The sequence below is a fragment of the Micromonospora sp. NPDC048999 genome (assembly GCF_040649295.1).
In the GTDB taxonomy this organism is placed as follows: Bacteria; Actinomycetota; Actinomycetes; order Mycobacteriales; family Micromonosporaceae; genus Micromonospora.
The window spans coordinates 58,045-76,976 of sequence record NZ_JBEZFI010000012.1; the positions used below are offsets into that span (position 1 = coordinate 58,045).

The window sequence follows — 18,932 nt, forward strand, 5'->3', positions numbered from 1 at the left end:
GCCGCCCCACCCCACCTCACGCGAGATCCGCACAACTTCAGGGCAACTGCTGCCTCGATCGACGAGGAGGCAGCAGTTGCCCCGAAGTTGTGCGGATCTCGAAAACATTCGGCGGTCAGCGGGCCCGGGCGCGGATGGCTCGGCGGACCTCCGCGAGAAAGGCCGGAAAGTCTTCCTTGAAGCGTTTCGCGGTCAGGTGGAGGACGAGCCAGTCCTCGCCGATCAGCCGGTTGAGGCGCTGGCGGTCGCGGTGGAACTGGTCCGGGTCGTGATGCCACAGGCCGTCGTACTCGACGGCGATCTTCCATTCGGGCCAGGCGAGGTCGAGCCGGGCGACGAATCGGCCATCGCGTTCCACCACGTACTGGGTGACGGGTGTCGGAAGGCCGGCCAACACCAGCCGGACCCGTAGCCGGGACTCCTGCGGCGACTCTGCTCCGCCGTCGGCCAGGCCGGCGACGCGTAGCACGCGTTTCCATCCTCGGGAGCCGAGCCGCGCGTGCGCGAGGTTCCGGAGTTCGTCGGCGCTGACGAGGCGTTGTCGCAGCAGCCCGTCGACCACCGCGACTGCTTCCTCGACCGGGAGCCACTGTGCCAGGTCCCAACTCGTGCACAGCGGCGTGGTGACCCGGCAGTCCGCCCGCGTCAGCACGTCCTCCTCGGTCGTCTCCCCGGTGTGCACGGTGAGGCTGGCGACCGGCCCGAAGCGCTGTGCGGCCGGGACCAGAACGTCGATGGGTTCGCCGGCGCCAACCGTGCCGACGCCGAAGAGAGCCGCCGCGCTCCGACCAGCGATCGCCGCCTCGGGGGGAAGCAGTCACCGGGCGGCTGCGGCGCACCGGGTCCGATGCGAGATCGCCAGTCGGGCATCCGCGTAGACATCCTTGAACACGGGGCGCCACGCGCTGCTGCGCAGCTCGGTGCGGGTCAGCACGCCCCGGGCCACGACGTGTGAGCCCCGGAAGACACGCCCCCGCAACTGAGCCGGTCGTCGAGGAGGAACAGGCATTCACCCACCCTCACCGACCGCTCTACTTCTCACCACCCCCTGTGGATAACCTGCCCCGCACCCGCGACCGGACAAGATTCGCGCAACTTCAGCGCAGGTGTTGCCTCATGCCGAGTCGAGGCAGCATCTTCGCCGAAGTTGCGCGAATCTTGCATCGGGTGGGGCGTTAGGCGGCGGTGGACCAGATGGCGCGGAAGGCGGCGGCCTCGCCCGCCAGCCACTGCTCGACCTGCTCGGGTCGGGCCGTGGTGGGCATGCGGTGGGACTGGCCGCGTCGGACGTCGACCAGGACCGGCTCGGCGTGCGGCAGGACCGCGTCCATGTGCCGGGCCATCAGGTGCAGGGTGGCCAGGGTGGCCTCCTCGCTCGGCGGGGTCTCGTCGAAGTGCAGGCGGATCGCCTCGGCGCGACCGTCGGCGTACCGGATGCCGAAGTGTGGGTTGATCTTGACGGGGAGGTCGCCCAGCATGACCAGGGCGTCCCGGGTCTGCGCCAGGTCGACGCCGGCCGGCTCGCCGATGGAGTGCAGCCAGGCGGTCGCGCCGGGCACGAGCGCCTCGTAGAGCGGGCGCCAGCGGGGCTTGACCAGGTCGGCGACCTGGGCCAGGTGGGTGCCGCCGGTGTGGAAGGCGACGTCGGCCTTGAGGGCCTTGACGAACTGGCCGTGCGGGTTGAAGCCGTGCCGGCTCGCCCGCTGCTTGCGCAGGCCGCCGACGAAGGTGGCCTTGGTCGGCCCGGTGCGGTCGACGTACCGGGTGAAACCGAGCAGGGTGGCGTAGGGGGTGACAGGGGCGGTGGAGGCGGGCGCGGTCACGAGCAACCTCCCAGGTCAGCAGCTCGATTAGTACACACATTCTAATCGACAGGACTGACATCGCCCAGGATGCGAAAGGGGCCGCCCGGGCATTACGGACGGCCCCCGGAAGAAATCCTCAGGAGAGGATCACCGGGTTGGTGAGGGCCGCCATGTGCCCGCCGGGATGGCGTACCTCGACCCGGACGAACAGCGATTCCGCCGCGCTGGTCTGCCAGGTCACGGCCGCCGGACCGGTGCCGGTCGGGGACTCGCGATGCGTGGTGCCCCGGTCGGTGTGGAAGCTGACGGTGCCGCCGGGGACACCCCGTACGTCGACCCGGACCACGGCCGGCTCGTCCTCGGTCGCCAGCCGCTCACCGATCCCGGCGCTGCGGTCACCGGCGGAGACGGTCAGCGAGAGCTCGATCTCGACCGAGCCGGCGATCCAACTCCGGCCGGCGCGGATGCCGGCGAGGACCGCGTCCACGCTCAGCTCCTCGGCGCGCACGACGGTGTGCGGTACGCCGAGCTGGCCCGCGAGGTGCGTGTCGCTGTTGCCCATCGCCGGTCGCCACCGCCCTCGGTGGATGTCGAAGGCCAGGGTCCGGCCCCATTCGGCCAGCGCCGCCTCGTTGTCGGCGTTCCACGGCAGGTCCGAGCGCCACTGTCCGTTCCACACCTCCACGACGTCGAACCCCTGGTACGGGTACATGAAGACGCCGGAGGGGTAGGGCGCCTGGGGGTGGGCCGCGACACACACCCCGCCGGCGCGGTGGACCTGGTCCAGCTGCCGCTCGATCAGGTCGTCGCGGATGCCGTACCGCCACTCGACCACCTGCCCGGCGGGGATGCCGAGCGCCAGCCAGTGCCCGGTGCGGGTGACGACCTCCTGGCCGAGGACCACCAGCAGGTCGTCGCCGGCCGGCCGACCCCAGTCGGCGTGGGTGTCGCAGGTGTTGTGCTCGGTGACGGCGAGGAAGTCCAGGCCCGCCGCGCGGGCGGCCGACGTGAGCTGCCCCGGCGTCAGCTCCCCGCCGACCGAACGCAACGAGTGCACGTGGCAGTCGCCGCGGTACCAGCCGGGCCCTCGGCCGGCCACCCGCCTCGGTGGCAACTCCGGCGCGGGGACAGCGTCGTCCGTGACCATCCCGGCACGCTACCGAAACGGCCCGGAGCGGCGCTGCCCCGCGTACTACAGCTGCCCGACGTCGATGATCCGGATGACCGCCGCGCCGACCTCGTCGGAGGCCGCGAGGTCGACCTCGGCGCTGATGCCCCAGTCGTGGTCGCCCTCCGGGTCGTCGAGGATCTGGCGTACGGTCCACCGGTCCCGGCCCTGCTCGATCATGAGCAGCGCCGGCCCGCGGGCGTCCGGCCCGACCCCGATCGAGTCGTACGCCTCGAAGTACGGCTCCAGCGCGTCCGCCCACGCGTCCGCGTTCCAGCCGTGCTCCGCGTCCAACTCGCCCAGCTCGTCCCAGCGGCGCAGGGCGGCCAGCTCGACCCGGCGGAACAGCGCGTTGCGGACCAGCACCCGGAACGCCCGGGCGTTGCGGGTGACCGCGGGCGGCCGGTCGTCCAGCGACGCGGCGACCTCCTCGACGTCGGACGGGTTACGCAACCGCTCCCACTCGTCGATCAGGCTGGAGTCGACCTGGCGGACCAGCTCGCCCAGCCACTCGATCAGGTCGACCAGTTCCTCGGTCTTGGCGTCCCCGGGGACGGTCTGCCGCAGCGTCTTGTACGCGTCCGCGAGATAGCGCAGCACCAGCCCCTCCGACCGGGACAGGCCGTAGAACTGCACGTACTCGGGGAAGGTCATGGCCCGCTCGTACATGTCGCGGACCACCGACTTGGGGGAGAGCTGGTGGTCGGCGACCCACGGGTGGCCCTGCCGGTACATCTCGTACGCGCCCTCCAGCAGCTCCGCGAGGGGCTTGGGCCAGGTCACCTCGTCGAGCAGTTCGAGGCGGGCCTCGTACTCGATGCCCTCGGCCTTCATCGCGGCGACCGCCTCGCCGCGGGCCTTGAACTGCTGCGCGGAGAGCACCTGGCGCGGGTCGTCGAGGATCGACTCGATCACGCTCAGTACGTCGAGGGCGTACGCCGGGGACTCCCGGTCGAGCAGCTCGACGGTGGCCAGGGCGAGCGGCGACAGCGGTTGGTTGAGCGCGAAGTCGAGCTGGAGGTCGACGGTGAGCCGGACCCGGCGGCCCTGCTCGTCCGGCTCGGGCAGCTCCTCGACCACGCCGCCGGCCCGCAGCGCCCGGTAGATGGCGATGGCCCGGCGGATGTGCCGCCGCTGGGCGGCCCGGTCCTCGTGGTTGTCGGTGAGCAGGTGACGCATCGAGGCGAACGCGTCGCCGGGTCGGCCGATGACGTTGAGCAGCATCGAGTGGCTGACCTGGAAGCTGGAGGTCAGCGGTTCCGGTTCGGCCTCGATGAGCCGGTCGAAGGTCGGCCTGCCCCAGCCGATCGAGCCCTCCGGCGGCTTCTTCCGTACCACCTTGCGGCGCTTCTTCGGGTCGTCGCCGGCCTTGGCGAGGGCCTTCTCGTTATCGATGACGTGCTCGGGGGCCTGCACGACGACCCGGCCGAGGGTGTCGAAGCCGGCCCGCCCGGCCCGGCCGGCGATCTGGTGGAACTCGCGGGCCTTGAGCAGCCGGGTGCGGATGCCGTCGTACTTGCTGAGGCCGGTGAAGAGCACGGTGCGGATCGGCACGTTGATGCCGACGCCGAGGGTGTCGGTGCCGCAGATGACCTTGAGCAGCCCGGCCTGGGCGAGGGTCTCCACCAGGCGGCGGTACTTGGGCAGCATGCCGGCGTGGTGCACGCCGATGCCGTGCCGTACCAGCCGGGACAGGGTCTTGCCGAAGCCGGAGGTGAAGCGGAAGTTGCCGATCGCCTGCGCGATCAGGTCCTTCTCGGCCCGGGTGCAGACGTTGACGCTCATCAGCGCCTGGGCGCGTTCCAGCGCGGCGGCCTGGGTGAAGTGCACCACGTACACCGGGGCCTGCTTGGTCTCCAGCAGCTCCTCGAGGGTCTCGTGCAGCGGGGTCATCGCGTACGAGAAGAGGAGCGGGACCGGCCGCTCGGCCGAGCGGACGACGGCGGTCGGCCGACCGGTACGCCGGGTCAGGTCGTCGACGAAGCGGGTGGTGTCGCCGAGCGTGGCGGACATCAGGATGAACTGCGCCTGCGGCAGCTCGATCAGCGGCACCTGCCAGGCCCAGCCCCGGTCCGGCTCGGCGTAGAAGTGGAACTCGTCCATGATCACCTGGCCGACGTCGGCCCGGGCGCCCTCGCGCAACGCGAGGTTGGCCAGGATCTCGGCGGTGCAGCAGATGATCGGGGCGTCGGCGTTGACGCTGGCGTCGCCGGTGAGCATGCCGACGTTCTCCGCGCCGAAGACCTCGCAGAGCGCGAAGAACTTCTCCGAGACGAGGGCCTTGATCGGCGCGGTGTAGAAGGTGGTGCGGTTGTCGGCCAGGGCGGCGAAGTGTGCGGCGATGGCGACCAGGCTCTTGCCGGAGCCGGTCGGCGTGTTCATGATCACGTTCGCCCCGGAGACGATCTCGATGACCGCCTCCTCCTGATGGGGGTAGAGGTCGAGGCCGCGCTCGGACGCCCAGCCGGCGAACGTCTCGTAGAGGGTGTCGGGGTCGGCGCTCTTAGGTAGCGCGGCGGTGAGGGTCATAGCGCGTCCATGGTGCCTGGATCATGGCCCTGTGCGCCAGCCGGGTGCCCTTTCCGTTCAGCGGCGACGGTGGACGAGGTCGAAGATGTCGCGGCCGGCGATGAGGGCGCGGCGCTCGAACTTGGTCACCGGGCGGTGCGCGGGGCGGGGCGCGTACCCGCCGTGCACGTCGATCAGCTCCGGGTCGGCGGTCAGCGTCTCCCGCATCGATTCGGCGTACTCGGCCCAGTCGGTGGCGCAGTGCAGCGTCCCGCCGGGGGCCAGCCGCGAGCGCAGCAGCGCCACGTGGGTCGGCTGGATGATCCGGCGCTTGTGGTGGCGGGACTTCGGCCACGGGTCGGGGAAGAACACGTGCACCGCGTCCAGCGATCCCTCCGGCATCGTCCGCACCAGGTCCAACGCGTCGCCCTTGGCAACCCGGACGTTGGTCAGCCCGCCCCGGTCGGCTAACGCGAGCAGGTTGGCGATTCCGGGCGTATGCACCTCTACCGCCAGATAGTGTCGATCTGGGTCGGCCGCCGCCATTTCGGCGGTGGCATCGCCCATACCGGAACCGATCTCCAGCACCAGCGGGGCCCGCCGCCCGAACAGCGCCGACGGATCGCACGGCCCGTCGAGGTCGGCGATCTCCAGGCCGTACGCGGGCCAGAGCCGGGTCAGCGCCTCGCGCTGCCGGTCGGTCATCCGGCCGCGACGCGGATGGAAGGTGCGGATGCGGGCGGCATGGGCCGGCGGCGCGGCGTTCTGGTCGGTGGTGGTCACAGCGACCCGAGCGTACGCGACCGTCGCCGCGAGATGGATGTGATGTACGACCGAGGGTAGGCAGCCGTACGGCAGGACGGGTGGCATACCGCCCGACACCGCCGGGGCCCGGGAGGGGGCAGGGGTGTCAGTCACGCGTCGCGTCGCGCTGCTGATCGCAGCCGCCACATGCGCCGTCCCGCTGCTCGCGGCGGCACCGGCCCTGGCCGGCCCGACCGGCGCCCCACCGCCCGGAGCCGGCTCGGCGGACGATGGCCGGTCGGATCAGGGCCGGTCGGATCACGGCTCGACGGATCACGGGCCACCGGATGATGGCCAGCGCCCCGTCGACCTGATCTTCGTCGAGGTCACCCCGAGCACGGTGGAAGCCGGCTTCCTCGTCGGAATCCGGGCCAGTTGCCGGGACAACTCGGTGCCGGCGATCGTGATCTCCGACGCCTTCGGTCGGGTCCAGGTGCAGCCGCAGCACGGGCTGCTCACCGCCTCGCCGATGGTCAACGAGCGCGCTCGCCCCGGCAACTATCGGGTCAAGCTGGAGTGCCCGAGCGGGCAGACCGCCTCGACGATGCTCCAGGTCGTCAAAAGAGTGGAGAAGCCCAGCCGCGGGCCGGCGACCGGCTTCGGCGGGACCGCCCGGACCGGCTCCGGCAAGCTTCTGGTGCCGTTCGGGCTGGCACTGACGGTGGTAGGTGCCGTGGTCGGCGTGGCGGCGGCGCGTCGGTCCCGTACCGCCCGTGGCGTCGCCCGCCGCTGAGCCCGCCATGGCCGCCCCACCCGTCCCACGAGTGCCCGCCCGAACGACCCGTGCCCCGGGGCGTCGCCCCTGGTCGGTGCCGCTCGCCGTGGTGCTGGTGCTGGTGGGGGTCTTCGCCACCGGGGCCGGGCTGGGCCGGACCGCCGGGCCCTTCGACTGGGTGGACACGACCGGATCGACGTCCGGCACCACTGGGTTGACGTCCGGCATTGCCGGATCGACGTCCGACACGTCCGACCCGGCCCGGGTTCGGCAGCCGGCGAGCCGCCCGGTGCGCCTCTCCGTGCCGGCGATCAACGTGTCCGCGCCGATCACCCCGGTCGGCCAGGCCAAGGACGGCTCGGTGGACGTTCCGCCGCTGAGCCAGCACGACCAGACCGGCTGGTACGACCTCGGCCCGGTCCCCGGCGAACCGGGCCGGGCGATCATCGTGGGACACGTGGACACCAAGAGCGGTCCGGCGGTCTTCTACCGGCTGCGGGAACTGAAGCCGGGGGACCGGATCGAGGTGACCCGGGCGGACCAGACCGTCGTGGCCTTCACCGTCGACACCGTCGAGTACTTCGACAAGGCCAAGTTCCCGGCCGACCGGGTGTACGGCGACGACGGCCCGCCCGGGCTGCGCCTGATCACCTGCGGCGGCGAGTGGATTGGCGGCCGAACCGGCTACCAGGACAACGTCATCGCCTTCGCCTCCCTGACCACCACCCCCGCCGCCCCCTGACACGGCGGCTTCGGCGATCTTGGAAACTTGTCGTTCGCAGCGAACGACAAGTCTCCAAGATTCAGGAGCAGATCAGCCCTTGCCTGGGACCTGCTGGATCACCTCGAACTCCAGCAGCGTGGCCCCGGTGGCGACCGGCTTACGCGGCTCGCCGCCCGCGCCGCCGGCGTGCGCCGCGCGGGACGGCCCCTGCGCCCAAGCCTGGTAGGCCTCCTCAGACTCCCACTTTGTATAGACGAAGTAGCGGGTCTCGCCAGCGATCGGGCGAAGCAGCTCGAAGCCGAGGAAGCCCGGCGAGTTCTCCACCGCCCCGGCCCGGGCGGCGAACCGCTTCTCCAGCTCCTCGCCGGCACCCGGCGGGACGTCGATCGCGTTGATCTTCACGACTGCCATGACCTCACCCTAACCAGCCGTCCGGGCCGTGCATGCCCGCTCGCTGACGGCGATGACTGGATTGGCGATACCCCTTGGAAGGTACTTACTGAGAAAGTAGTTACTTGGTAAGTTGCCTGCCGTGCAGAGGAACGCGGTGCGGTGGGGGCTGTTGGCGTTGTTCGCTGACGGCCCGAAGTACGGCTATCAACTGAGGACCGAGTTCGACGTGCGGACCGGCGGGACGTGGGCCCTCAACGTGGGGCAGGTCTACACCACGTTGGACCGGCTTGCCCGGGACGGTTACGTGGCGCCGGTCGGCAGCAACGACGGCGGGCGTGAGGTCTACGCGATCACATCTCAGGGGCGGGAGGCGTTGGCCGGCTGGTTCGCCACCCCGGTCACGGACGCGGACCGGCCACGCAGCGAGCTGGCGATCAAACTCGCCATGGCGGCGGCCGATCCCGAGGTAGACGTTGCCACCGTCGTGCAGGCACAGCGGACGGAGTCGATGCGACAGCTGCGGGACTACACGCGGTTGCGGCGTCGGGCCGATCCGGACGGCGACGTCGGTTGGCTGCTTCTCCTCGACCATCTGATCTTCGGCTTGGAGGGTGAGATGCGCTGGCTGGACCACGTGGAGGCGACGGTCCTACGGCGACGCACCCGGCAAACCGGGGGATCGCGCTCGGCGTCGGCGGGTCTGGACAGTGAGCCGGCCGGGACGGTGTCCCAGTGAGCCGGGCGGTGTTGTCCTTCACCGGGGTCAGCCGGGTCTACCCCGGGGCGGAGGGCGTGGTCCGCGCCCTCCACGAGGTCAGCTTCGAGGTGAATCAGGGTGAGCTCGTCGCCGTGATGGGCCCGTCCGGTTCCGGTAAGTCGACCCTTCTGGCGCTGGCCGGCGGGCTCGACGTGCCGACCTCGGGGTCGGTGCAGGTCGAGGGGGTCGAGCTTGGCGGCCTCGACGCGACCGCGTTGGCGCGGTTGCGGCGGGACCGGATCGGCTATGTCTTTCAGGACTACAACCTGGTCACGGACCTCACCGCGGCCGAGAACGTGGCGCTGCCACGCGAGTTGGCGGGCGTCGGCGCCGGCCGGGCGCGACGGGAGGCTGTCGTGGCGCTCGCGGAGGTGGGCCTGAGCGGCGTGGCGGACCGTTTCCCTGACCAGCTGTCCGGCGGGCAGCAGCAGCGGATTGCGATTGCCCGGGCCTTGGTGGGGCAACGGGGGCTGGTGCTGGCCGATGAGCCGACCGGGGCGTTGGACTCGCGAACGAGTCTGGCGGTGCTTGAGGTGCTGCGGGCCAGGATCGACGCGGGAGCAGCCGGGGTTCTCGTCACGCACGAGCCGCGATACGCCGGCTGGGCCGACCGGACGATCTTTCTGCGGGACGGCCGGCTGGTCGACGCCACGACCCGGGAAACCCCGGAGCAGTTGCTGGGACGTTCCTCGTGAGCCCGGCAGCCCGCGAGTTCCTTGGTTCCTGGCGTACCGCGCTGCGGATCGCCCGCCGGTCGACGTGGCGTCACCGTGGGCGTAGCGGGCTGGTCCTGCTCATGCTCTTCCTGCCCGCCTTCGCCGCCACCGTGCTGGTGGTGAGCTGGGCGAATCTGAGCGGCACCTCCGCTCAGGAGATCACCTTCGGAATGGGGCGAGCCGACCTGATCGTCGAGGCCGACGACCTGGCGGCGGTGCGCGCCACGCTGCCGGCGGGCAGCCGGACCGCGCCCCTGGCCCAGGGCCGTACGGTGGTCCAAGGTCCGACCGCGTTGCGGGCGCGTGAGTACGAGGCGACCGACCTCACCGACCCGCTCAACCGGGGCCGGTACGTGGTGCGGGCCGGCCGCGCACCACACGGAACGGCGGAGGTGGCGGTGACCCGGCCACTGGCGGAAGAACTCGGCGTCGGCCTGGGGAGCCAGATCGAGGCCGGGATGCCGCAGCGCCGGCTCACCGTGGTCGCAGTGGTGGACTGGAGCCGGTCACTGCGGCAGGCTGGGCTGCTCGTGCCGACCGAGGCTCCGCTGTCGCCGGGCGCGCGGCCCAAGCTGATGGTGGAGCTTCCCCCCGGACAGGGCTGGTCACCGGACCCGGGCACGGTTACGGGCCGCCTGGGCTTTCGCGACCGTCGCGCGATGGAACCGACCGCCGCCGACCGGGCGGTCGAGGTAGCTGCGGCCCTGTTGGTGGCCAGCTTCGCCGGGACGCAGGTGGTGCTCCTGTCCGGGGCGGCGTTCATGGTGGGCGCCCGTCGGCAGCGGCGGGAACTGGCTCTGGTCGCCGCGGCGGGCGCCACCCCCCGGCAGATACGCCGGATCGTCCTCGCCGGGGGGCTGCTGCTGGGTGGCGGCGCGGCGGCTGCGGGAGCGGGCCTGGGACTGGTGACTTTCGCATCGGCCAGGCCGGCGATCGAGCTGATCGCCGACCATCCACTGATTGATGTGTCCGTACCGGTGTGGCCGGTGGTGGGAGTTGCGGCCTTGACGGTGGCGGCCGGGGCGCTGGCAGCGTGGTTGCCGGCGCGTACGACCGGACGGCGGCCCGTCCGCGTCGATCTCGGCGGCCAGCGGACCCGTTCCCGGACCGACCTGCTCAGCCTGGGCGGCGGCGGGGTTCTCCTTGCTGTCGGCACCGGGTTGCTCCTGTGGTCCGCAAACCCCGAGGGGCGACCGGATGCGCTGGCCCTCGGCGCGGTGGCCCAACTGCTCGGTGTGGTGGCCTGCACGCCAGCGCTCGTCCGGGCCGCCGGGAGGCTCGCTGCCGCGCTGCCGCTGTCCGGCCGGCTGGCGTTGCGGCACGCGGCGCGGCACCGCCTGCGCAGCTCGGCAGCGATGGCCGCCGTCACCGCGGCGATCGCCGGCAGCGCCGCCCTGGCCCTGGTCGGAGCAGCCCGCGGCGACACCACCCCGACCCGGCTCGATGCCCGTCCGGGCCAGGTTCTGCTACCCGCCGAAACCGCCGACCTGCTCGGCCAAGACGGCCTCCATCGCCTTGCCTCGGCCCTTCCGACCCGCGACGTCGTCGTGCTGACCAACGCCACCAACGTCGGAGTACCGGTCGGAAACCTGCCCGACGGACGCAGCGATCCCGCCACGCTTGCCGGCATCGAGCAGCGGGACGTCGCCGTCGGCGGGGCTGAGACGATCCGAGTGGTCACCGGCCGGGCCGCCACCACCACAGAGCTGGCCACCCTGGCCGGCGGCGGCGCGATCGTGTTCAACGACACCCTGATGGCGGGCGACCACGTCACGCTGGCGGTCAACGACCAACCGGCGGCACCGCTGCCCGCCGTGCTGGCAGCCCACGGGGAATACTTCGTCAACCTACCCGGAATGGTCGTCACGGCGGCAACGGCGCAGCGGCTCGGGCTGGCCGTCGCACCCGGGGCGGTGGTCGTCGACACCCATCGGACCCCGAGCCCGACAGAGCTCGCCGCCGCCAACGACGTGCTCCTACGCGCCCAACTGACCGCCGCTCACCCGCCGGCCGAGCCGATCACCGCCGCCGTGACGACAGCCAGGGCAGACCCCGGCAGAACCACCACCATGTTCTACCTACTTGCCGGGGTCAGCGTGCTGGTGGCCCTCGTCGCCAGCACCGTTGCCGTCGCGCTGGCCGCCACCGAACTGAGCGGCGATCTCGCCACCATGGCCGCGGTCGGTGCCACCCCCCGGATTCGCCGAAGGATCACCATGGCCCAAGCCCTGCTCATTGTCGGACCTGGCGCGCTCCTCGGCCTGCTCGCCGGCATCGGACCCGCGGCCGGCTTCATCGGCCACAGCACCGAGACCCACTGGCAAACCCCATGGCCCGCGCTACTGCTCGTCACCACCGCTCCGCCGACACTCGCCACGCTCATCGCCGGGATCATCGCCCGCAGCGGCCCTCCACTCACCCGACGCACCAGGTGAACAGCGCGATCACGAATCCGGGTCAGAACGCCTCGACGACCGGCACCAGGTCGGCGTCCACCACGACCGGGGCGTGGTCCGAGGGACCCTTGCCCTTGCGCGCCTCCCGATCGACGTACGCGGAGCGGACCGCGCGGGCGAACGGGGCGGACGCGTACACCAGGTCGATCCGCATGCCCTTGTTCTGGTGGAACATGCCGGCCCGGTAGTCCCAGTAGGTGTAGGGGTGTGGGCCCTTCATCGGGGTGGGCACGACATCGCTGAGCCCGAGGTCGCGCAGGGCGGCCAGGGCGGCCCGCTCGGCCGGGGTGACGTGGGTGGAGTTGACGAAGAGCGCCGGGTCCCAGACGTCGGCGTCGGTCGGAGCGACGTTGAAGTCCCCGCAGACCGCCAGCGGCGACCCGGTGGCCAGTTCCGGGTCCAGCGCGTCCCGCAGCGCCGCCAGCCAGGCGAGCTTGTACGTGTAGTGCGGGTCTTCGGGTGCCCGGCCGTTCGGCACGTACACCGACCAGACCCGCAGCCCGTCGCAGGTGGCGGAGATCGCCCGCGCCTCGGGCAGGGGGAAGCCCGGCTCGCCGGGGAAGCCGACTGTCACGTCGGCGAGCCCGACCCGGGACAGCACGGCCACCCCGTTCCACCGGCCGTCGCTGTGACTGGCCACCTCGTAGCCCAGCGCGCCCACCTCGGCGACCGGGAACGCCCCGTCGGGGCACTTGATCTCCTGTAGGCACACGACGTCGGGCTTCGTGGCGGCCAGCCAGTCGAGCAGCCGGGGCAGGCGGGCCTTCACCGAGTTGACGTTCCAGGTCGCCAGGCGCATGCCCCTAGCGTGCCCCATCGCCGGCCGTCCCGCCGTCCGGCGGCACGGGGTGTCGCGCGGCCGGCGGGCCGGGGCGGCGTGTCCGGTGATTCGCGCGGACGGTCAGCGTTCCGGGGTGTCGCCCGGATGGGTCTGCTCGGCGAGGAAGCGTTCCAGCTCGGCGCCCAACTCGTCGGCGGTGGGCAACGGGCCGGTCTCGGTGGCGAGCAGGTTCTTCTCGCCGCGCCCGCGGGCGAACGTGTCGTACTGCTCCTCCAGGGCCTGGACCAGCGTGACCGCCTCCTCGGTCTGGGCGACCTGACGGTCGATCTCGACCCGGACCGCCTCGGCGGCGGAACGCAGGCCGTCCCGGGGCAGCAGCAGCCCGGTGCTGCGGGACACCGCGGCGAGCAGCGCCTCGGCGGCGGCCGGGTACTCGGCCTGGGCGACGTAGTGCGGCACGTGGGCGGCGAAGCCGAGGGCGTCGCGGCCCCGCTCGCCGAGGCGGTACTCCAGCAGGTGGCCGACGCTGCCGGGCACCTGGACCCGCTGGAGCCACGGCTCGTGCCCGGAGATCAGTTCGCGCCGGGTCGCGTGCGCGGTGACGCCGCTGGGGCGCGTGTGCGGCACCGCCATCGGGATCGAGTTGAGGCCGACGGTGAGCCGTACGCCGAGCCGGGTGGCCAGGCCGGCGACCGCGGCCACGAAGCGCTCCCACTGCAGGTCCGGCTCCGGGCCGGTGAGCAGCAGGAACGGGGTCTCGTCGTCGTCGTGCAGCAGGTGCAGATCCAAGGTCGGGGCGTCGTAGTCGGCCCAGTGGTCCTCGGCGAAGGTCATCACCGGCCGCCGGGAGCGGTAGTCGAAGAGCTGGTCGACGTCGAAGCGGGCGACCAGCCGCGCCTCGATGGAGGTGAGCAGCTGCTCCCGGGCCAGCCGGGTGGCGCTGCCGGCGTCGACGAAACCGGTGAGCGCCTGAATCAGCACCGGTTGGCCGAGGTCGGGCAGATCGTCGGTGAGTTCGTAGAGCTCGTGTGGGTCGAGCACCGGTGGAGACCTCCCTGGGAGCGCGCGTACGGGAGCGGCCGTGCGATACGGCCTCCCCGTCCGGGCCAACGTACCGGCCGTCGTGGTCCATTCCGTTACGGGCCAGAGGATGATCACGATTTGGCCACGCCGGCCACGCCGGCCGATTCGATCCACCAATGGGGCGACCCCAACACTCGGCCGAAAGTATGATCTAGTTGATCATCGGCCGGGGCTCGGCGGGCTGCGAGGTTCCTACCCCGAGGGGTGCGGCTCTGTGTCGGCCGGAGGTTAGACCGCTTGGCGAGGATTCGCCGACCCCGGTCAGGGCTGCGGCGCGGTGTCGTATCTGGCGGGTGGAGACTGTGGCCAGGGCCACATGATCACCGCCGGTAACCGGCGTTTCGGCTGCCTAGCCTCGTCGAATGCGTAACGACGGCACCCTCGACGACCAAACCGGCCTCGGCGGATCGGCTGACCGTTCGGACGATGTTGGCTCCACCGTTCGGTCAACCGGTTCCCCTGAGCCGGCCACCACCCAACGCTTCAACCTCGAATCCCTCCGTACCCGCCTCGGCGGCTACGGCGAATCCCTCCGTACCCGCCTCGGCGGGCTCGGAAACTCCCTCGCTGCCCAGCCCGGTCGTACCAAGCTGGCGGTCGGCGCCACCGGCGCGCTCTGCTGCCTCGGCCTGATCGGGGTCGGCCAGGTCTCCGCCGGCGCGGCCGGCGACTCGCCGACCTCGGCGACGGCGCAGGAGGTCGCCCAGCGGGCGACCGGCGACGCCGCCACCCGCAGCCTCGACCGGCAGGCGGCCGCCCTGACCACCCCCACCGACGCCCCGACCGCCGATCCGGACGTCACCTCGTCGCCGACGGCTGAGCCCACACCGACGGCTGAGCCCACACCGACCGCAAAGCCCAAGCCCAAGCCGAATCCGAAGCCCAAACCCAAGCCGACGCCCACGCGGATCGCCCCGGTGGCCGGGCTGGACCAGGCCCAGATGGACAACGCCACGACGATCGTGCGGACCGGCCGGGACATGGGCGTGCCGCGGCGCGGCCTGATCATCGCGGTGGCCACCGCCATGCAGGAGAGCAACCTCTACAACTACGCCAGCGGCGTGCTGCCCGAGTCGCAGAACTATCCGCACCAGGCCATCGGCTGGGACCACGACTCGGTCGGGCTGTTCCAGCAGCGGCCCAGCAGCGGCTGGGGCGCGGTGCGCGACCTGATGAACCCGTCGTACGCCACCCGGCAGTTCCTCGACGTCCTGGTGGAGATCCCCGGCTGGCAGAACTTGGCGCTCACCGACGCCGCCCAGCGGGTGCAGGTATCCGCGTTCCCCTGGGCGTACGCCCAGCACGAGTCGCGGGCCACCCAGGTCGTCGACGCGATCCTCCCCTAACCACCCCCCGCCCGCCCCCCGCCCCCACCCCCGCCCACCCCCACCCCCGCCCGGTCGATCATGAGGTTGGCCCGGCGATCCGTCCCTTTCGTCCCGGCCAACCTCATGATCACCGGAACGGGGGCGGGGCGGGCCGGGTGGTGGGGGGTGGGGGTCAGGTGGTGGGCCAGTCGGCGGCGGTCCAGGTCGCTTCGGCGAGTTGGTTCTGGCCGGCGACAGCGGGGTGGAACCAGTCGAGCGAGTTCACGTCGTCCAGGGTGAACCGGGCCCGGTGCGCCGCGCCGCCGTCCCAGCGGCAGCGCGACCCGTACGCGCGGCAGGCGGCGCGGAGCTGGTCGTCGTAGGCGTCGATCCGCTCCCGGAACCGCGCCCGCCGGGCAACGGCGGCCGGCGCGGTCGAGGTCGCGTCGGCCAGCAGGGCCGGGCAGACGCCGTGCGACCAGGCGCGTACCGCCCGAGGCTCGGTGTGCCCGAGTTCCCAGAGCCGATACAGGTCGGGAATGCTCACCACCAGCACCCGGGCCTTCGGCCGGCCCTCCCGCAGCACCCGCAGGCCGGCGTCGACCTGCTCCCGGAACGTGGCCACCGGCGTCATCGCGTCGACGTCCGCGCGGCAGGCGTCGTTCGCGCCGATCAGCACCGTGACGTAGTCCGCCTTGTCGCGTACCGCCGTGCGGGCCTGTTCGGCGAGCCCGGCCGCGCGGGCCCCCGGCGTCGCCCGGTCGTACGCCCGCAGCTTCGGGGCCTGCTCGCGCAGCCGACGGTAGTGGCTGCGGACCCGGATGCTGTCCCCGGTCGACCAGGAGTTGCGCTCGCAGCTCACCAGCACCAGGCAGGAGCCGAAGCCGGTGGTGATCGAGTCGCCCAGCGCGGTCATCACCGCCGGGCCGTCGGGGCGTGCGGAGCCCGAGGGCTGGGGAGTCGCGGAGCGCGACGGTCGGGGGGTCGCGGAACCGGCGCCGTCACAGGCCAGTGCGACCAGCGCCGCCAGGCAGGCCAGCGCGGCGACTCCACGTCGAGGCATCCCGTCCCCCGTCCCGCGGCACGAAGCGGCCCGTCGACCCTACGCGGGCCGACCGCGATGACAGGAATTGTTGTCGACTATCCGGCATCGACAACGGTCCTTAACATCAGGATGTTACGCGCCGCCAGGGTGCCGGCTGGCCGTGCAGCCACCAGTGCAGTGCCCGGGTGATCCGGGGCAGCACCAGGTAGGTCATCAATGGGGTCAGGCAGAGCGTCATCAGCAGCGTCCGGACCGCCAGCGGCACGTCGGCGATGAACCTCGCGGTGAGCAGGGTCGCGGTGAGGCTCAGCGGGAAGAACGCCAGCCAGATCGTCACCGCCTGCTTCCACCGGGGCGGCGTCGCAGGCCCGGCCGGCACGGTCTCCACCACGTGGTCCACCGGCGGGTCGAACCAGCCCTCGATGCCGGTACGGCGCTCGACCCGGGTGTGCTCGACCATGCCCTGCGCCGAGGTCAGCCACCAGCGCCGCTGCGGCGACTCCTCCCAGCGGCGCAGCATCTCGTCATCAGCGAACCGGTACATCACATGCCATTCCGGCGAGCCCGCCGAGCTGCGGACGAACCCGGCACCCAGGAAGCCGGGGAAGGTCTCGGCCAGCGCCGTGCCGGCCCGCATCCACGCCACCATCTCGTCGGTGCGCGCGGGATCGGCGCGTCGGGCGACGGCGACGGTCACCGGCGCCGCGTGCGTCATGGTCATGCCTACATCCTCCCTATCGCCGGCGGTGTGGCGCACCGCCTTGTAACGCACCCCACCGGCCGTCGCATCCGCCCGAGGCCTCCCCGGTGGCCGGGATCACCGTCCACGCCCGGGCTGTCCCGCCTGGCGACCCGGCGAGAGGGCCCGCCGTCGATGGTTCGGCAACGGCCGCCGGCCGGTTAGCCTCGCCCGTGCGGGGGTAGCCCGAAGGAATGACGCGATCACAGCCCCGTCGCGCCCGTGGCACGGTCGGCCACGCGTACAGCGCGCTCAACCTGCGGCTCGCGCTCGCCCTGTTCGGGTTGGTCACCCTGACCGGCTTCGCGGTGGTCGCCTTCGCCGTGCATCTGGCGTGGCTGGGCGTGGTCTGCGCGATCCTCGCCGCGGTGGCCGTGGTCGACCTGGTCATCATCCAGCGCCGCCGCGCCGCCCGCCACCGGGAGGAGCCGGGCGTGCGGCACTCACTGTTCGAGTGACAGGAGTACGACTTTGTCCATCGCCACCACCAATCCCGCCACCGGACAGGTGCTCAAGACGTACGCCCCGATGTCGGACGAGCAGGTCGACGTCGCCATCGAAGGGGCCGACCTGGCCTTCCGGCAGTTGCACGGCACCACCGTGGCGCAGCGGGGCCGATGGCTCACCGCGGCGGCCGACCTGCTGGAGGCCGAGCGGGACGAGACCGCCCGGATGATGACCCTCGAGATGGGCAAGACGTACGCGGCGGCCAGGGCCGAGGTGACCAAGTGCGCCACGGCCTGCCGCTTCTACGCCGCCAACGCCGAACGGATGCTCGCCGACGAGCCGGCCGACGCGGGCGCGGTGAAGGCGAAGCGGGCGTTCGTCCGGCACCAGCCGATCGGGCCGGTGCTCGCGGTGATGCCGTGGAACTTCCCGCTCTGGCAGGTCATGCGGTTCGCCGCGCCGGCCCTGATGGCCGGCAATACCGGCCTGCTCAAGCACGCCTCCAACGTGCCGCAGACCGCCCTCTACCTGGAGGACCTGTTCCGTCGGGCCGGCTTCCCCGAGGGCGCGTTCACCACGCTGCTGGTCGGCTCGGAGGCCGTCGACCGGATCCTCAGCGACCCGCGGGTCCGCGCTGCCACCCTCACCGGCAGCGAGCCCGCCGGCCGCTCGATCGCCCAGATCGCCGGCCGGGAACTCAAGAAGACCGTGCTGGAACTGGGCGGCAGCGACCCCTTCGTGGTGATGCCCTCGGCCGACCTGGACAAGGCCGCCGAGGTGGCCACCACCGCCCGCTGTCAGAACAACGGCCAGTCCTGCATCGCCGCCAAGCGGTTCATCGTCCACGCCGACGTCTTCGACGCGTTCGCTGGGAAGTTCGCCGCCCGGATGTCCGCGCTCACAGTCGGCGACCCGATGGACGGCGGCACCGACGTCGGCCCGCTGGCCAGCGACCGCGGTCGGGCCGAGGTGCACGCGCAGGTCCAGGACGCCGCCGACAACGGCGCGACCATCCTCTGCGGCGGGGAACTGCCCGCCGGCGACGGGTGGTTCTACCCGCCGACCGTGGTGACCGACCTGCGGCCGGGGATGCGGATGTGGGCCGAGGAGGTCTTCGGACCGGTCGCCGGCCTCTACCGGGCGTCCTCGTACGAGGAGGCGATCGAGATCGCCAACGGCACCAGCTTCGGTCTCGGCTCGAACGCCTGGACCACCGACCCGGCCGAGCAGGAGCGCTTCGCCACCGACCTGGACGCCGGCAGCGTCTTCATCAACGGCATGACCACCTCCTTCCCGGAGCTGCCGTTCGGTGGCGTGAAGAACTCCGGCTACGGCCGCGAACTGTCCGCCGTGGGCATGCGGGAGTTCTGCAACACCAAGACCGTCTGGATCGGCGAGGGAGAGGCCGGCGTCGGCGCGGGCGCGCACGCCGAGTAGAGCTGTAAAAAGGGGGCCTCTGCTCCACCGGAGGCGTCAACAGGGGC

Annotated in this window: 19 protein-coding genes; 8 read left to right on the forward strand and 11 right to left on the reverse strand. The window is 72.0% G+C overall.

The window, feature by feature from the left end; translation table 11 throughout:
• Positions 1–115: 115 nt before the first annotated feature.
• From AB0C02_RS15750 to trmB, 6 genes are all read right to left on the reverse strand, one after another.
• Entirely contained in the window at positions 116–682 is a 567-nt protein-coding gene (locus tag AB0C02_RS15750) for a hypothetical protein (RefSeq protein WP_357548671.1), read from the reverse strand.
• Positions 683–817: 135 nt separating this feature from the next.
• Entirely contained in the window at positions 818–1,009 is a 192-nt protein-coding gene (locus AB0C02_RS15755) for a hypothetical protein (RefSeq protein ID WP_357548672.1), read from the reverse strand.
• 166 nt (positions 1,010–1,175) lie between these two features.
• Positions 1,176–1,823 (reverse strand): hypothetical protein, encoded by a 648-nt coding sequence (locus AB0C02_RS15760; protein WP_357548673.1) that lies wholly within the window; start codon positions 1,821–1,823, stop codon positions 1,176–1,178.
• A 118-nt stretch (positions 1,824–1,941) separates the two neighbouring features.
• The gene (locus tag AB0C02_RS15765) at positions 1,942–2,952 is read right to left on the reverse strand and encodes a CehA/McbA family metallohydrolase (RefSeq protein WP_357548674.1); all 1,011 of its coding nucleotides are present in this window, start codon (positions 2,950–2,952) and stop codon (positions 1,942–1,944) included.
• A 45-nt stretch (positions 2,953–2,997) separates the two neighbouring features.
• Positions 2,998–5,502, reverse strand: a complete 2,505-nt coding sequence (locus AB0C02_RS15770; protein ID WP_357548675.1) for a DUF3516 domain-containing protein — start codon at positions 5,500–5,502, stop codon at positions 2,998–3,000.
• Positions 5,503–5,559: 57 nt separating this feature from the next.
• Positions 5,560–6,264: a tRNA (guanosine(46)-N7)-methyltransferase TrmB gene (gene trmB / locus AB0C02_RS15775; RefSeq protein ID WP_357548676.1), complete on the reverse strand. Its 705-nt coding sequence runs from the start codon at positions 6,262–6,264 to the stop codon at positions 5,560–5,562.
• Between the two features lie 124 nt (positions 6,265–6,388).
• Here trmB and AB0C02_RS15780 point away from each other — a divergent pair, with 124 nt between their 5' ends.
• Positions 6,389–7,018, forward strand: a complete 630-nt coding sequence (locus AB0C02_RS15780) for a hypothetical protein (protein WP_357548677.1) — start codon at positions 6,389–6,391, stop codon at positions 7,016–7,018.
• A 31-nt stretch (positions 7,019–7,049) separates the two neighbouring features.
• Positions 7,050–7,742, forward strand: coding sequence for a class F sortase (locus AB0C02_RS15785; protein WP_357548678.1), 693 nt, complete (start codon positions 7,050–7,052; stop codon positions 7,740–7,742).
• A 72-nt stretch (positions 7,743–7,814) separates the two neighbouring features.
• On the opposite strand, the gene AB0C02_RS15790 is transcribed toward AB0C02_RS15785, so the two are convergent.
• Positions 7,815–8,135, reverse strand: coding sequence for an antibiotic biosynthesis monooxygenase (locus AB0C02_RS15790; RefSeq protein ID WP_357548679.1), 321 nt, complete (start codon positions 8,133–8,135; stop codon positions 7,815–7,817).
• Positions 8,136–8,256: 121 nt separating this feature from the next.
• Between AB0C02_RS15790 and AB0C02_RS15795 the strand changes: the two genes are divergently transcribed.
• Genes AB0C02_RS15795 through AB0C02_RS15805 form a run of 3 tightly spaced genes read left to right on the forward strand, consistent with a single transcriptional unit; the run spans position 8,257 to position 12,025 of the window.
• Positions 8,257–8,853 (forward strand): PadR family transcriptional regulator, encoded by a 597-nt coding sequence (locus tag AB0C02_RS15795; protein ID WP_357548680.1) that lies wholly within the window; start codon positions 8,257–8,259, stop codon positions 8,851–8,853.
• Entirely contained in the window at positions 8,850–9,569 is a 720-nt protein-coding gene (locus AB0C02_RS15800; protein ID WP_357548681.1) for an ABC transporter ATP-binding protein, read from the forward strand. The genes AB0C02_RS15795 and AB0C02_RS15800 overlap by 4 nt, the downstream gene beginning before the upstream one ends.
• Positions 9,566–12,025: an ABC transporter permease gene (locus AB0C02_RS15805; RefSeq protein ID WP_357548682.1), complete on the forward strand. Its 2,460-nt coding sequence runs from the start codon at positions 9,566–9,568 to the stop codon at positions 12,023–12,025. The genes AB0C02_RS15800 and AB0C02_RS15805 overlap by 4 nt, the downstream gene beginning before the upstream one ends.
• A 22-nt stretch (positions 12,026–12,047) precedes the next feature.
• Here AB0C02_RS15805 and AB0C02_RS15810 read toward each other — a convergent pair whose 3' ends face one another.
• On the reverse strand, positions 12,048–12,845 hold the full coding sequence (locus AB0C02_RS15810) for an exodeoxyribonuclease III (protein ID WP_357548683.1): 798 nt from the start codon (positions 12,843–12,845) through the stop codon (positions 12,048–12,050).
• 102 nt (positions 12,846–12,947) lie between these two features.
• Positions 12,948–13,868 (reverse strand): PAC2 family protein, encoded by a 921-nt coding sequence (locus AB0C02_RS15815; RefSeq protein ID WP_357548684.1) that lies wholly within the window; start codon positions 13,866–13,868, stop codon positions 12,948–12,950.
• 404 nt (positions 13,869–14,272) lie between these two features.
• On the opposite strand from AB0C02_RS15815, the gene AB0C02_RS15820 reads away from it, so the two are divergent.
• On the forward strand, positions 14,273–15,256 hold the full coding sequence (locus AB0C02_RS15820; RefSeq protein WP_357548685.1) for a peptidase M23: 984 nt from the start codon (positions 14,273–14,275) through the stop codon (positions 15,254–15,256).
• Between the two features lie 154 nt (positions 15,257–15,410).
• Here the strand turns inward: AB0C02_RS15820 and AB0C02_RS15825 are convergent, their stop codons facing one another.
• Both AB0C02_RS15825 and AB0C02_RS15830 read right to left on the reverse strand, forming a co-directional pair.
• Positions 15,411–16,280, reverse strand: a complete 870-nt coding sequence (locus AB0C02_RS15825) for a GDSL-type esterase/lipase family protein (RefSeq protein WP_357548686.1) — start codon at positions 16,278–16,280, stop codon at positions 15,411–15,413.
• A 106-nt stretch (positions 16,281–16,386) separates the two neighbouring features.
• A complete protein-coding gene (locus AB0C02_RS15830; protein WP_357548687.1) occupies positions 16,387–16,983 on the reverse strand; it encodes an antibiotic biosynthesis monooxygenase in 597 nt (198 codons plus the stop codon).
• A 212-nt stretch (positions 16,984–17,195) separates the two neighbouring features.
• Here AB0C02_RS15830 and AB0C02_RS15835 point away from each other — a divergent pair, with 212 nt between their 5' ends.
• Both AB0C02_RS15835 and AB0C02_RS15840 read left to right on the forward strand, forming a co-directional pair.
• Complete coding sequence (locus tag AB0C02_RS15835; RefSeq protein ID WP_357548688.1) at positions 17,196–17,459, forward strand: DUF6343 family protein; 264 nt, start codon at positions 17,196–17,198, stop codon at positions 17,457–17,459.
• Between the two features lie 13 nt (positions 17,460–17,472).
• Entirely contained in the window at positions 17,473–18,885 is a 1,413-nt protein-coding gene (locus AB0C02_RS15840) for an NADP-dependent succinic semialdehyde dehydrogenase (protein ID WP_357548689.1), read from the forward strand.
• The last annotated feature ends 47 nt before the right edge of the window (positions 18,886–18,932 follow it).